The following is a 14214-nucleotide window of genomic DNA, read 5'->3' on the forward strand; positions in this document are numbered from 1 at the left end:
TAATGTCCAATTCAGTCCTTAACAGGAATTACGGGCGAAACGTGTCGGGGATCGTCACCTCCCCGATCAGCGAACAGTTCATGTGGTCTTTCACCTCTTCCGGCGTCAGGCCATGTCCGAAAAGAAACATGAGCTTGGTGACGGCACTTTCGGTCGTGCTGTCGAATCCGCTTATCACCCCCGCTTCCAACAATTTATGCCCTGTCTCATACCGGTGCATTTCCACGCTTCCGGCACTACACTGGGTTACATTCACAATCACAATTCCACGGTTCACTGCATCTTTCAGCATCGCCAGGAACCAATCGTAGCACGGTGCGTTACCGCTTCCGAACGTCTCCATCACGACTCCTTTCAGCCCCGGTATGTTGAGGATGCTTTCCACTACCTGGGGAGAAATCCCGGGGAAAAGCTTCAGCACCGCGATATTCCGGTCCAAAAGGTAATGCGGTTTCAACGGCCTTCGCGAGACGGGATGGTAAATCTGCCCGTTGTCATACTTTATATAGATGCCGGCATGTGCCAGCGGCGGATAATTGTATGAACGGAAAGCATTGAAATTGTCCGCATTGATCTTACTCGTACGGTTGCCTCTCAACAAGTCATTTTCGAAAAAGATACAGACCTCCGGCACAACCGGGACACCGTTTTCCTTGGCGGCGGCGATCTCGATGGCGGTGATCAGGTTTTCTTTTCCGTCGGTCCGCAGCATGCCGATCGGCAATTGCGAACCGGTAAAGATGACCGGTTTACTCAAATTCTCCAGCATAAAACTCAAAGCGGATGCCGTGAAAGACATCGTGTCCGTACCGTGAAGCACGACAAAGCCGTCGTACAGGTGGTAATTGTCGGCAATAATCTTCACGATCTTCATCCATGACTCCGGTCCCATCTCCGACGAATCCATAGCCGGATCGAACTGGATGGTCGAAACCGCATACCCAAGCTTTTTCAGCTCCGGCATATTATCCTTCAAATGTTGGAAATTGAACGATTCCAGCACACCTGTTTCGGGGTTTTCGATCATACCGATCGTTCCGCCGGTATAGATAAGCAGGATCGAGGCCTTCTCACTTTGGGTGTTCATATTTGCTGTCATAGATCGCAAAGTTAATAATTTTATTCTTCTCCTTTCAATACCGGGACGCTTATATGATATTTTACCGCCACAATCCGGGAAACGAATATACCGGTGGCAGCGATAAGTTGCGTCAGCGACGGCCCGATTCCCATCTGCAGGCATGCATAGTAAATAATGCCTCCGAACACGCATGCCAGCGCATAAATATCTTTTCGGAAGATCAGCGGAACCTCATTGATCAGGATATCGCGGATCATTCCGCCGAAAGCCCCCGTAATCGTCCCCATCACAACAGCCACCCACATCGGAAAACCGAATGCGAGCGCCTTCTCGATGCCGACCACGCCGAACAGTCCCAGCCCGATGGCATCGAAAATGAAGAAAGTATTGTTCAAACTGATCACATATTTCCGGAAGATGATAACGAAGAGCAGCGCCAGTGCCGATATGATAAGATAAGAGGCCTGTTCCATCCAGAAAGGGGTGGCATTGAGCAGGATATCGCGGATCGTACCGCCTCCCACCGCCGTAACCACACCGACGACATAGGCTCCGAACCAATCAAATTGTTTGGCCGAAGCCAAACGGATGCCGCTAATCGCAAAAGCGAATGTCCCGGTATAATCGCAAAACGTAATGAAGTCTATCATTTTGATTTTTTCTGCAAAAATAAGTATTTCCTCGCAATGTTGCGGTTTTCTATCGAGATGACCTGATAATAATTTAAACCAAACGAATATCCGGTTGTTAATTATGCATAAGTTTGCATTCTAAAAAGTACTGAAGACTATCTAATTAAGGGAAAAATGAAGAAATTTATATTGACCGGACTTGTTTGTCTGTTTTCGTTCCCCGCCTATATACGGGGACAAGAATATATACCTCAAATTACACATCGCCATTATATAAGCGACACGACTCTATTCCAGCCCCGTCACCCTTGGAAGGCGGCGCTCGAAACATTCGGGATCAATATGCTCGTCTGGAGTTTCGACCGGTACATCGTAAAAGAAGACTGGGCCTATATTAACGGCCATACGATCAAAAGCAATTTCAGAAAAGGGCCGGTATGGGACACCGACCAGTTCACGACAAACCTGTTCTCCCATCCCTACCACGGTTCGCTCTATTTCAACACAGCCCGCAGCAACGGGATGAACTTCTGGCAGTCCGCCCCGTTTGCGGCCGGCGGCAGCCTGATGTGGGAATTCTTTATGGAGAACGAACCGCCTTCGATCAACGACATGCTGGCGACCACGTTCGGCGGAATCGAATTGGGGGAAATCACCTACCGGCTGTCCGACCTGTTCATCGACAACCGTTCGTCGGGAGCCGAACGTGTGGGCCGCGAGGTGTTGGCGGGCCTCCTGTCGCCGGTCCGCGCCTTCAACCGCATCATTTCAGGAGAAGCCTGGCGCCACAGTCCATCCAAAGGGCGAACCTATTCTTCCGTTCCCGTCAACTTCATCGTCACGATGGGCCCTCGCTTCCTGGCGGAGCAGGAAGGATCGAAACGGGGGACCACCAGCCTGAACATCAATTTCCGCATCGACTACGGGAATCCTATCAACGATGATTTTTATTCGCCCTACGAATGGTTCCGCTTCAACTTCGGGATGGATCTGTTCTCCGCCCAGCCGGTTGTCAGCCAAGTCAACGCCGTCGGGGCTTTATGGGGAAAAACGGTTTGGACGAAAGGACCGCGTACTCTTTCCGCCGGACTATTCCAACATTTCGACTTCTATAACTCAGAGCTCCGCAACGGAAGCGAACTGACCGTTCCTCCTTACCGTATCGCAGCTCCGGCAGCAGCAGGAGGCGGCCTTATTTATTACAAGCAGGCCACAGCGGGAGACAAAACGGATATTTATGCCGAGCTGTACGCAAACGGCGTTGCTTTAGGCGCCAGCCTCTCGGACTATATGCTGCTCGGCGAACGGGATTACAATTTGGGAAGCGGCTACAGCACAAAAGCCGGAGCCGGTGTCATCTACAACAAACGGCTGGCCTTCCTGCTCAACATGGAAAACTATCATATCTTCACCTGGAAAGGCTACGACCGGGATATCGACTGGTCGCAGACAGATCCGAGCACCCTGAATATCCAGGGCGATGCCGGAAACGCGCGTCTGACCATCTTCTCGATGAAACTGGCTTATTTATTGAAGGACAAGTGGAACATCACCCTGACAAACCGCTATTTCTCACGACGGACGAACTACCGGTATTATCCGCGGGTGGATTATTCCACTTACGACCTGATGCTCGGGCTGGGTATACGGATTTAATTCTTCCGCTCCAACTCGTTCAGGTTCTCCATTTTCTTGCGTTGCAGGAATTCGTAGATGCCTTCGAGATGCTCCGTCACCTTCTTGTTGCCGAATTCATAGACTTTGGTGACAAGGCCGTCCAGGAAGTCGCGGTCATGCGAAACGACGATCAGCGTCCCGTCGAAGTCCATCAAGGCTTGCTTCAGGATATCTTTCGTTTTCATGTCCAGATGGTTCGTCGGCTCGTCGAGGATCAGCAGGTTGACGGGTTCCAGCAACAGCTTGATCATGGCCAGGCGGGTACGCTCGCCACCGGACAGCACCTTTACTTTTTTTGCCGAGTTCTCGCCGCCGAACATGAAAGCGCCCAACAGATCTTTGATCTTGTTGCGGATATCGCCTTTTGCGACGTCGTCTATGGTCTGGAACACCGTCAGGTTTTCATCCAAGAGGGAGGCCTGGTTCTGTGCGAAATAACCGATCATCACGTTGTGGCCGATCGTCAGCGTGCCGTCATGTTCGATTTCTTTCATGATACACTTCACCAGCGTGGATTTGCCTTCGCCGTTCTTTCCGACGAAAGCGATCTTGTCACCCCGCTCGATCGTCAGGTTGGCATTGCGGAAAACAGTGTGGTCGCCATACGATTTCGAGACATTCTCGATCGTCACCGGATAGGAACCCGAACGGGGCGAAGGCGGGAACTTCAGGCGCAGAGCGGAAGTGTCTTCTTCATCGACTTCCAGTATTTCCAGCTTTTCAAGCATCTTCACACGGCTCTGCACCTGCAAGGTCTTGGAATAAGTGCCTTTGAAACGTTCGATAAAGTCCTTCGTTTCGGCAATGAACTTCTGCTGCTCGGCGTAGGCCTTCTGTTGCTGTTCGCGGCGCTCCTTTCGCAGTTGCAGGTATTGGCTGTAATTGACTTTATAGTCATAGATGCGCCCCATCGTCACTTCGATCGTGCGGGTCGTGATATGGTCCACGAACGCGCGGTCGTGGCTGATCACCACAACTGCCTGCCCGTTATCGATCAGGAAGTCTTCCAACCACTGGATGGACTCGATATCGAGGTGGTTGGTCGGCTCGTCCAGCAAAAGCACATCCGGTTTCTTCAACAACAGTTTTGCCAATTCGATACGCATGCGCCAACCGCCGCTGAACTCGCTTGTCTGGCGGGCAAAGTCTTCGCGGGTGAAACCAAGCCCTAACAGAGTCTTCTCGATATCGGCGTCATAATTGATTTCCTCGATGGAATAGAACTTCTCGCTCAACGTCGACACGCGTTCGATCAGTTCCATATAGCTGTCCGATTCATAATCGGTACGTGTCTCCAATTCTTTGTTGAGAGCAGCGATCTCCGCCTCCATCTCGTGCAGATGGGCGAAAGCCTGGGCTGTCTCTTCAAACACCGTACGGCCGTCTTCCGTCATCAAATGCTGCGGAAGATACGCGACAACGGTGTCTTTCGGTGCGGACACCTTTCCGCGAGTCGGTTCGCGCACACCTGCCAAAATCTTCAACAAAGTCGATTTACCCGCCCCGTTCTTTCCCATCAGGGCAATCCGGTCTTTTTCATTAATGACAAAAGATATGTCCGAAAACAATGTGCTACCGCCAAACTCTACTGTTAGTCCGTCTACTGAAATCATATTATATATAATGTATTGCTTTTATAAAACGAGCGGCAAAGGTAAGAAATAAATAGGAACGAAACTTTAGAGGGAAGGATATTCCACATTGAAATTTACAAAAAAACGACAATATCCCCCCTCCAAGCCCATTCCTACCACAAACAACTGATTCACAAAAGCATAATCCAAAAGGCTGTTTCTTAAAAAATATTACCCTTAGGGGTAATTTGAACTAAACAGGGTAGAAAATCAAATTAGATGCGGTAGTAGTTTCATTTTGGACCAACGCCTTTTTTGAAAGAATGACAATAAGCCCTTTCCTCCTCCCCCCAAAACGTCAGTCCAGGTTTTTCTCATGCAGCCAGGCAGAAAGCAAATCCGCCACTTCGAGATTATTTAAATCCGAGAAGGGGAAATGTGTGTTACCATGCAATCCGGCTTCCGGCAGATGGACAACCGTGACGTCACCGCCCAATTCGTTCAACATTTGCGCCCATTTACGCATCAGGTGCAAGCGTCGCGTCCATTCGTATAATTCCGGCCGTTCGTCCGTTTCCGGCAGATTGTCTCCGTAATACACGATAATCGGTATTTCAGTGTAGGCCATGAAGTCAGACATAGGAACCTCGATCCCCTCCGTTTTCCGGGAAAGCGTCAGAATCTTTCCCTCTTCCGGAACTTGTCCTTCGGGAAAAGGAATTCCCCCACCCGGCTCATAAGACACGATTCCTTTGATATTCCTCGTCTTCAACAGCGTTCTCCACCCGACAGGGCCACCCTGGGAATGCGTGACGAAGACAGCCGGCCCTATCTTGTCGAACAAAGCAGCGTAGGCATCGGAATAGACTTCGAAATCCGTGGAACCGACGTTCGGTGTCATCTGGCGGAAATACTGATCGAGCGCATCCTTGTCACGGCTGAACTGCACCCCTTCGAAATAATCAGGCCACACACCGAGACGAAAACGGTTGAACCACACCTCCTCATCGAAAACGGGCGACAAGGTAACCGTCTCCGTCCCCCTTCCGGCATTGCCTCGCCGGGGCTGATCGACAAGATAGGTGGAGAATCCCCGGTGCAAAAAGATATTTTGAAATCCTTCGCGCCCGTCAGGCGTCGTCTCCCAGGTTTTGGAAAATTGGCCTACTCCGTGGGCAAAAACGAGGGGATATTTCCGTGCGTCGGCCGGCTTCTGGTAAAACACGTATGCATGGTCACCATGATAAGTATGTCCGAGCGAATCGGTCATCACCGTGCCGCCAACGGCAAAACTACCTTGTTCGGTAATCTTCAAGACTAAACTTCGAGAACAGGCTGCCAATAAAAGCAACATACTCATACCCAATGCAATCAAGCTTTTCATTTCCGTTCTTTTTTTAATCATTTCTGTACTTTAGACTCCTGCAAGGCATCATAACGGCTGCCGATGACCGGAATGGCGGCGACAGCCTCCTCCAGTTCTTTCATTTCGCTGTCCGTGAAACGGACTTCTGCCGCCCGCAGGTTTTCTTCCAGATGGGAGAGTTTTGTCGTTCCGGGGATCGGTACGATAAACGGCTTCTTGTTCATCAACCATGCCAACGCGACTTGCGCCGGAGTGAGGCCGCGCGTTCTGCCGAATGCGTTAAGCACTTCCACGATACGCATATTGGAACGAATGGCATCGGGTTGGAAACGCGGCAAAGTCTGACGGTTGTCATTCGTCGCATCGAATCGTGTATATTCATTGATCATGCCACCCAAGAACCCTCGGTTGAGCGGGCTGTACGGGACAAAACCGATCCCCAACTCCTCGCAAACCGGTAATACGCTCTCCTCCACTTTGCGGTGCATGAAATGGTATTCGCTCTGTATGACCGTGACGGGACAGACCGCATGCGCACGGCGGATCGTGTCGGCGTTTACTTCGCAAAGCCCGAAATGCAATACTTTCCCTTCCCGGATCAGCTCTTTGACAGTATCGGCCACGGTTTCGACAGGTGTGTTCGGATCAATGCGGTGTTGGTAAAAAATGCCAAGTGTTTCGACACCGAGGTTACGTAAAGAGTTTTCACAAACCCGGCGGATATTGGCCGGAGTGCTATCCTCCTCGGTCTTTATCTGCACGCCGTTTACAAATTTATGTCCGAATTTGGAAGAAACGAACACACGGTCCGCATACCCCTTCAAAGCCTCCCCTACCAGCTTCTCGTTCTTTTGGTAACCATAGCTTTCCGCAGTATCGAAAAGCGTCACGCCACGTTCGATTGCTTCACGTATCAAGGCTATCGCCTGCTCCTTGCCGGGATGCTGACTGCGATGGTGGTTCAATCCCATGCAACCGAAACCCTGTGCCGAAACGTTCATGGCGGCAGTGCCGCTACCCAATGTCCGACGACTACGAACGGCAGCCATGCCTGCAAGGTTTATGCCCGAATCTCCGGACACGCTCATTACAGACGGTTCTGAAACTGCCGCCTTCCCGGTTGTCGAAGCCACGCAAAATGTCGTACCGGCCAATACCGCCTGTCTCAGAAAACCACGACGGCTCATGCCGTGCCCATTGTTCCATTCCTTTTTCATTTCCTTTTTCATTTTTTAGTTGTTCTGTTTCCTGTTGCAAAAATAGAGGGAAACATGTACACGGCCTGTACCAAAACTACAGATAGAAATACCTATTTTATCGATCGCCCGATAAATCGATCGTTCTACCCTCCTTTTCTGCCGGGAAAAAGTAACTTTGTATCCATAAAAAGATTTGTCTATGAATGAAATAATGAAAATCGACACAGTCCGGCAATACAACGACTATTTCGGCGTGGGGACTTTACACCCCTTGGTCAGCGTCATCGAAGGAAGTAAAGCAAAACCGCTGCGGTATTGCCGGAAGTTATACAACCTATATGCCGTCTTATTGAAAGATACAGACTGCGGACAGTTGAAATATGGGCAAAGCCGCTACGACTACCAACAAGGCACAATGCTCTTCTTGGCACCCGGACAGACAATGGGGTCTGAGGACGACGGAATGCTGCATCAACCCGAAGGATGGGTATTGGCATTCCATCCCGATCTTTTGCAAAAGACGCCGTTAGCCCGTCTGATAAAAGAATATTCCTATTTTTCCTATAACGCAAACGAAGCATTGCATCTTTCGGGACAAGAACGCGAAACCGTTCTCGAATGTATGAATAAGATACGGACGGAATTGCAACATCCCGTCGACAAACACAGCCGATCGCTGATTACGGACAATATCAAGCTGCTGCTCGACTACTGTATCCGCTTCTACGATCGCCAATTCATCATGCGCGAAAATACCAACCATGATATCCTGACACGTTTCGAAAGTCTTTTGGATGATTATTTCGCCTCGGATGCACCGGCGCAAAGCGGTATGCCTTCGGTGCAGTATTGCGCCGGCAAACTCTGCCTGTCGCCCAATTACCTGGGAGACCTGTTAAGGAAAGAAACCGGAATGTCTGCCTTGAAACACATTCAGCAGAAAACATTGGACATAGCCAGGGAACGAATGTCCGACACCTCGAAATCCATCGGCGAGATATCTTACGAATTAGGATTTCCTTATCCCCAGCATTTCAGCCGTTGGTTCAAGAAAATGACAGGATATACACCCAACGGGTACAGGATGGAAAACTGATCGGCCGCGTTTTGCCATTCCCCGCCCCGCCGAAAGAGAAGGCTTACTTCACGACTTCCGGCCGTATCAAACCGCCACCGATCGAAACACGGTCCTCTCCCGTCAGGGACATATCGATAATGTAAGAGTTTCGCTGGTTCACCTCCGTCCGGCTCTTATGGGCATGGAAGACATAGCGGTATCTGCCTGTCCTATCCAAAAACGGTGCGCCATGGCCGGTTCCGACCAGTTCCTCCACTTTATGCAGAAGCGGGTTTTTGCGGCTTTTCTTCCACGGGCCGAAAGGAGAATCCGATGTGGCATAGCCTACGGCGTAGTCCTGGCTCCTGAAGTCATTGGCAGAATAGAACATATAATAAAGCCCGTCCTGCTTGACGACGGATGGCCCTTCGGCAACCTTGCCGAACACCAGTTCCCACGGTTCGGCAGCCTCGATACATTGCGTCAATGTTTCTTCCTTGATTTCTTTCAGGTTATCTTTCAGCTCGGCACACCAGATCACATTACCGTTCGTAAAACGGACGAAATAAAGGTAGGCCTTCCCGTCTTCATCGAAAAATACAGAAGTGTCTATTCCCTTTTCTTCCCGGATCGGCTTCTTTTCATCCTGGACGAACGGCCCGAAAGGAGAATCGGACGTAGCGACACAGACATGCTCCTCCACCGAATAGTACATATAAAATTTCTTCTCCTTCGCGACATAATACACTTCCGGAGCCCAGAACCATTTGTCGCCATAAGAGTCTTCCTTGCTCAACGCCAACCGGGAAGAACGTTTCCACGATTTCAAGTCTTTCGAACTATACACCTCGAAACCGTCCGCACGGGATGTCCCGTACGCATAATATGTATCTTCATAAAACAGGACATAGGGATCGGCAATCGGCAAGACAGCCGAAACCAACTCTTCGCCCCAGGCTGCCACGCTCACGGCAACAGTACACAACACACTCAGGAAGATTTTCTTCAACACATTCATACTCATATACATTCGTTTATTCCGTAAAAAAGGAGAATTATTACACACCGGCAAAGATAAAGAAATATTTTCTTCCACAATATATTTGTATTGTATACGGAAATTCATATCTTTGCACCCGCTAATACAAACAGCTTAAATTAATTATTCAAACATGGCAACAAAAATTAGATTGCAGAGACACGGTCGTAAAAGCTACGCTTTTTATCAGATCGTAGTCGCAGACAGCAGGGCTCCACGTGATGGAAAGTTTATTGAAAGGATAGGTTCTTATAATCCGAACACTAATCCTGCTACAGTAGATTTGAACTTCGAAAGAGCTTTGTATTGGTTACAGGTAGGTGCACAGCCTACAGATACCACTCGTAACATTCTTTCCCGTGAAGGCGTTTGCTTGAAAAAGCACTTGCTGGAAGGCGTTAAGAAGGGTGCATTCGACGAAGCAACAGCTGAAAATAAATTTCAGGCTTGGTTGAAAAACAAACAGGCTTCAGTTCAGGCTGTAAAGGACAAAGATAGCGAAGCTGCAAAAGCTGCAGAAAAAGCTCGTCTGGAAGCAGAAAAAGAAGCAAACAAGGCAAAAGCAGAAATCGTAGCTAAAAAGAAAGCAGAATTGGCAGCCGCTGAAGCTGCTAAGCAAGCTGAAGAAGCAGCTGCTGCCGCTCCGGCAGAAGAAGCTCCTGCAGCAGAAAGCGCTGAATAATTCGGGCTTTGCCAAAATAAAAAAGAGGACACCCTTTCGGATGTCCTCTTTTTTTTGAGACTTTATTTTTTCAGCAAGAAATTATCTATCTGCTCTACAAACTGTTCTTTCGACAAAGCCCCCTGGGCTATCTGAGGTTTGCCTGTCTTGGGAATGAACAACAACGTCGGGATACTCTGTATGCCGAATGCCGAAGCCAGTTCTTTTTCATTATCTACATTTATCTTATAAATAACGATATCATCCTTATACTGCGCAGCCAGTTCTTCCAAGATCGGAGAAACTTTTTTGCAAGGACCGCACCAGTCAGCATAAAAATCAATGATAGCCGGTTTATTTCCTTCGTATACCCATTGAGTCTGGTTCTTCGTGTAATTATATACTTTTGACAGAAAGTCCGCCTTATTCAATGCAATCACTTCCCCCCGCGCTGCTGTTTTTTCTGTTTCACTCTTTTCTGTTTTTGCCGACATGGAGCAACTAACTAAAATCAGCGCGACTGAAACCAACAATAGACTTTTCAAACTTCTCATATAAAACTTATTACTATTTAATTATTACCACTTACAAAAATAACAATAAAAAGACACAAACGCTTTTTTTCAGTGGTTAAAAGAAAAAGAATAGAGTGAAAAAGAAAAATACCCATCGCCAAATTTGATTATCCCAAAATAATCACTACCTTTGCACCGCAATCAAAAGAAACGATTGCACAACATATTTTTTTGGAGAGATGGCAGAGTGGTCGATTGCGGCGGTCTTGAAAACCGTTGAACTGAGAGGTTCCGGGGGTTCGAATCCCTCTTTCTCCGCCAAGGGGTTGTGTCAAAATAGACACAGCCCCTTTTTATATTCAAATCTCCCATGTACGCGCGAGTAAAAGAATCGAGGATTCGGGTATAAATATCCGTAAATTGTATACAAACCGACTTATTCAAATACTGTAAATTTGCAACGTGAAAATCAACAATCTGCCAGATGGGCATCGGGCAGATCTGTTCATGGAAAGTCAAATAGATAAATAAGGTAATAAATAATGGTAAAAACAATTTTGGGTGCTCTGTCACTGCTTGCCATGTTATCGTGCAGTACAGCTGTGAAGGAAAACACCGCTCAACCCGATATACAACCGGGGATGTGCGCCAAAGAGCCGATGACGGCCGACGGTATCGTAAGGCTGTCGAAAATCGAGGTTTTTCCGCAATATCTCGACGAGTATATGAAATACGCAACCGAGGTGGGCGAAATTTCCCTGCGCACCGAACCGGGCGTGCTGACAATGTATGCCGTCGGCGAAAAGGAAAATCCTTGTAAGATAACGATTCTCGAAACGTATGCGAGCCAGGAAGCTTACAAGAAACATATCGCTTCGGAACACTTTCAGAAATACAAGCAAGGAACGCTGCACATGGTCAAATCGTTGGTTTTGTCCGACCAGACACCACTCAATCCGGCAAATAAACTCAATAACTTCATACAACAAACAGAATGACAATGAACAAGATTTTTTTCATTTCAATATTCAGCATCTTAACATTCAATGTTATGGCACAAGAAAAGAAGATAGTACAGACAGCAGGGCGCACTCAACTTGGCGAGTTTGCCCCCAAATTTGCGGAACTCAATGACGATGTTCTCTTCGGAGAGGTATGGAGCCGCACTGATAAATTGGGTCTTCGTGACCGTAGTTTAGTAACTATTACCTCTCTTATCAGTCAGGGTATCACGGACAACTCGCTCGTGTTCCACCTCCAGTCGGCAAAGAAGAACGGTATTACCCGTACCGAGATCGCCGAAATCATCACTCACATCGGTTTTTATGCGGGTTGGCCCAAAGCATGGGCGGCGTTCAATCTGGCCAAAGGCGTATGGGCTGAAGATACGGCCGGCGAAGATGCCAAAGCTGCGTTCCAGCGCGAAATGATTTTCCCTATCGGCGAACCGAATACGGCATACGCCAAATACTTCATCGGTAACAGCTACCTCGCACCCGTTTCGCGCGAGCAAGTGTCGATTTCAAACGTCACTTTCGAACCTCGTTGCCGTAACAACTGGCATATTCACAAGGCTGCGAAAGGCGGTGGACAGATGCTTATCGGCGTAGCCGGCCGCGGTTGGTATCAGGAAGAAGGCAAGCAGGCTGTGGAAATTCTGCCCGGTACGGTAATCCACATCCCGGCTAACGTGAAACATTGGCATGGAGCGGCTGCCGACAGTTGGTTCGCTCATTTGGCGTTCGAGGTTCCGGGTGAAAAAACATCAAACGAATGGCTCGAACCGATGACGGACGAAGAGTACGACAAACTCGAACAGAATAAGCAGTAACCCCTGCCAATCCTGTTTTATCCAAGAAGCGCTTCAACACCTTTATAAACAATCTGATGGAAACAGAAAAAGGAAAGACAGATTACCTGCTATCACTCATCCGGGAAGGGAAACGAATGACACTGGGGCAGCAGTTGCGCTTGACTGCATACCTCAGTGTCCCTGCTATTATGGCGCAGGTGTCTTCTATAGCCATGCAGTATATCGACGCTTCGATGGTGGGCAGTTTGGGCGCAAAAGCCGCTGCCTCCATCGGATTGGTCTCGACCACCACATGGTTGTTTTGGGGATTATGCGCTGCCGCTGCAACAGGGTTTTCCGTTCAGGTAGCGCACCGGATCGGAGCCGGGGATTTCGCGGGGGCTAAAAAGATACTTCGCCAGTCGGTTACGGCTACGCTTGTTTTCAGTTCACTATTGGCGTTTGTCGGCATTTTCATCAGTGGCATGCTTCCCGGTTGGCTGGGCGGCGACGAAACGATACGAGACGATTCATCCCTCTATTTCCGAATATTCTCGCTTTTCCTGCCTGCTTTGCAGTTGAACTTCCTTGCGGGAGGCATGTTGCGTTGCAGTGGAAACATGCGTGTGCCCAGTATGCTGAACGTACTGATGTGCTTTTTGGACGTCATGTTCAACTTCTTCCTGATTTTCCCCTCGCGGCAGGTCGAATGGTTTGGGGCGAGACTTACCGTTCCTGGTGCAGGCTTGGATGTGGAAGGTGCGATATTGGGAACGGTATTGGCTGAATTCATTACTGCCGGCGGGATGATGTGGTATCTTTGCCGTCGTTCGCCCATGCTGAGACTATTCGGGGAGCAGGGAGGTTTTCTACCCCGGAAAGAAACGCTGCTCAAAGCTGTCCGTATTTCCCTGCCGATGGGATTCGAACATATTGCCATTTGTGGGGCACAGATCATGACAACCGTTATCGTTGCTCCGCTCGGTATCGCTGCCATTGCTGCCAATTCATTCGCCATCATCGCCGAAAGCCTTTGCTATATGCCCGGCTACGGTATTTCGGAGGCTGCCACGACGCTGGTCGGACAGAGTCTTGGAGCAAACCGTATCCGGCTACTCCGCCGTTTCGCCAATATTACCGTCTGGTCAGGAATGTTGATTATGGGGATCATGGGAGCACTGATGTATGCGGCAGCCCCGCAAATCATCGGAGTGATGACTCCCGTAGAGGAAATCCGCACGTTGGGAATCGAAATCTTACGGATAGAGGCCTTTGCCGAACCGATGTTTGCAGCGTCTATCGTTGCCTACGGTGTATTCGTGGGGGTCGGAGGTACATTCGTACCCAGCCTGATGAACTTCGGCAGTATTTGGGGCGTGAGGCTGACACTGGCGGCATGGCTCGCTCCGACGATGGGACTGCGTGGCGTATGGCTTGCCATGTGTATCGAGCTTTGTTTTCGAGGGACGATCTTCCTTATCAGGCTGTGGGGCGGTAACTGGATTTACAAATTACGAGTAAAAAGATGAGTTTTATGTAATACTCGTTAAAAAATAGAATAGAAAACAGAGAAGAAATCACACACAAACACTTACATTTGTGTTTTACAATTTAACAAACA

General features: G+C 48.9%; 12 protein-coding genes, 1 tRNA gene and 1 pseudogene. 7 read left to right on the forward strand and 7 right to left on the reverse strand.

Features of this window, described 5'->3' with window-relative positions; all coding sequences use genetic code 11:
- Window positions 1–28 precede the first annotated feature (28 nt).
- Together BQ9893_RS21190 and BQ9893_RS04255 are read right to left on the reverse strand one after the other, a co-directional pair.
- The gene (locus BQ9893_RS21190) at window positions 29–1099 is read right to left on the reverse strand and encodes an asparaginase (RefSeq protein ID WP_087880658.1); all 1071 of its coding nucleotides are present in this window, start codon (window positions 1097–1099) and stop codon (window positions 29–31) included.
- 20 nt (window positions 1100–1119) lie between these two features.
- A complete protein-coding gene (locus tag BQ9893_RS04255; protein ID WP_075964879.1) occupies window positions 1120–1731 on the reverse strand; it encodes a trimeric intracellular cation channel family protein in 612 nt (203 codons plus the stop codon).
- 156 nt (window positions 1732–1887) lie between these two features.
- Here BQ9893_RS04255 and BQ9893_RS04260 point away from each other — a divergent pair, with 156 nt between their 5' ends.
- Entirely contained in the window at window positions 1888–3369 is a 1482-nt protein-coding gene (locus BQ9893_RS04260) for a DUF3943 domain-containing protein (RefSeq protein WP_075964880.1), read from the forward strand.
- Here the strand turns inward: BQ9893_RS04260 and BQ9893_RS04265 are convergent.
- The 3 genes from BQ9893_RS04265 to BQ9893_RS04275 form a co-directional block, all read right to left on the reverse strand.
- Window positions 3366–5003, reverse strand: a complete 1638-nt coding sequence (locus BQ9893_RS04265) for an ABC-F family ATP-binding cassette domain-containing protein (RefSeq protein WP_075964881.1) — start codon at window positions 5001–5003, stop codon at window positions 3366–3368. The two genes, BQ9893_RS04260 and BQ9893_RS04265, sit on opposite strands and share 4 nt — an antisense overlap.
- A gap of 319 nt (window positions 5004–5322) precedes the next feature.
- Complete coding sequence (locus BQ9893_RS04270; protein WP_075964882.1) at window positions 5323–6348, reverse strand: alpha/beta hydrolase; 1026 nt, start codon at window positions 6346–6348, stop codon at window positions 5323–5325.
- Window positions 6349–6365: 17 nt separating this feature from the next.
- Entirely contained in the window at window positions 6366–7547 is a 1182-nt protein-coding gene (locus tag BQ9893_RS04275; protein WP_075965405.1) for an aldo/keto reductase, read from the reverse strand.
- A 181-nt stretch (window positions 7548–7728) separates the two neighbouring features.
- Here BQ9893_RS04275 and BQ9893_RS04280 point away from each other — a divergent pair, with 181 nt between their 5' ends.
- Window positions 7729–8625 carry a helix-turn-helix domain-containing protein gene (locus BQ9893_RS04280; RefSeq protein ID WP_075964883.1) on the forward strand — a complete coding sequence of 299 codons (897 nt, stop codon included), beginning with the start codon at window positions 7729–7731 and terminating at the stop codon, window positions 8623–8625.
- A 43-nt stretch (window positions 8626–8668) separates the two neighbouring features.
- On the opposite strand, the gene BQ9893_RS04285 is transcribed toward BQ9893_RS04280, so the two are convergent.
- The gene (locus BQ9893_RS04285) at window positions 8669–9610 is read right to left on the reverse strand and encodes a glycoside hydrolase family 43 protein (RefSeq protein ID WP_075965406.1); all 942 of its coding nucleotides are present in this window, start codon (window positions 9608–9610) and stop codon (window positions 8669–8671) included.
- Between the two features lie 148 nt (window positions 9611–9758).
- On the opposite strand from BQ9893_RS04285, the gene BQ9893_RS04290 reads away from it, so the two are divergent.
- Window positions 9759–10307, forward strand: a complete 549-nt coding sequence (locus tag BQ9893_RS04290) for a 30S ribosomal protein S16 (protein WP_075964884.1) — start codon at window positions 9759–9761, stop codon at window positions 10305–10307.
- A gap of 62 nt (window positions 10308–10369) precedes the next feature.
- Here BQ9893_RS04290 and trxA read toward each other — a convergent pair whose 3' ends face one another.
- Window positions 10370–10840, reverse strand: a complete 471-nt coding sequence (gene trxA, locus BQ9893_RS04295; RefSeq protein WP_075964885.1) for a thioredoxin — start codon at window positions 10838–10840, stop codon at window positions 10370–10372.
- 194 nt (window positions 10841–11034) lie between these two features.
- On the opposite strand from trxA, the gene BQ9893_RS04300 reads away from it, so the two are divergent.
- The 4 genes and pseudogenes from BQ9893_RS04300 to BQ9893_RS04315 all read left to right on the forward strand — a co-directional run bounded on the left by BQ9893_RS04300 (window position 11035) and on the right by BQ9893_RS04315 (window position 14122).
- Window positions 11035–11122 (forward strand) — tRNA-Ser (locus BQ9893_RS04300).
- A gap of 305 nt (window positions 11123–11427) precedes the next feature.
- A pseudogene (locus BQ9893_RS04305) lies at window positions 11428–11799 on the forward strand (putative quinol monooxygenase); the annotation flags it as partial.
- Window positions 11800–11801: 2 nt separating this feature from the next.
- On the forward strand, window positions 11802–12632 hold the full coding sequence (locus BQ9893_RS04310) for a carboxymuconolactone decarboxylase family protein (RefSeq protein ID WP_075964887.1): 831 nt from the start codon (window positions 11802–11804) through the stop codon (window positions 12630–12632).
- A gap of 56 nt (window positions 12633–12688) precedes the next feature.
- Window positions 12689–14122 (forward strand): MATE family efflux transporter, encoded by a 1434-nt coding sequence (locus BQ9893_RS04315; protein ID WP_075964888.1) that lies wholly within the window; start codon window positions 12689–12691, stop codon window positions 14120–14122.
- The last annotated feature ends 92 nt before the right edge of the window (window positions 14123–14214 follow it).

It is taken from the genome of Parabacteroides massiliensis, from assembly GCF_900155425.1.
GTDB lineage: Bacteria > Bacteroidota > Bacteroidia > Bacteroidales > Tannerellaceae > Parabacteroides > Parabacteroides massiliensis.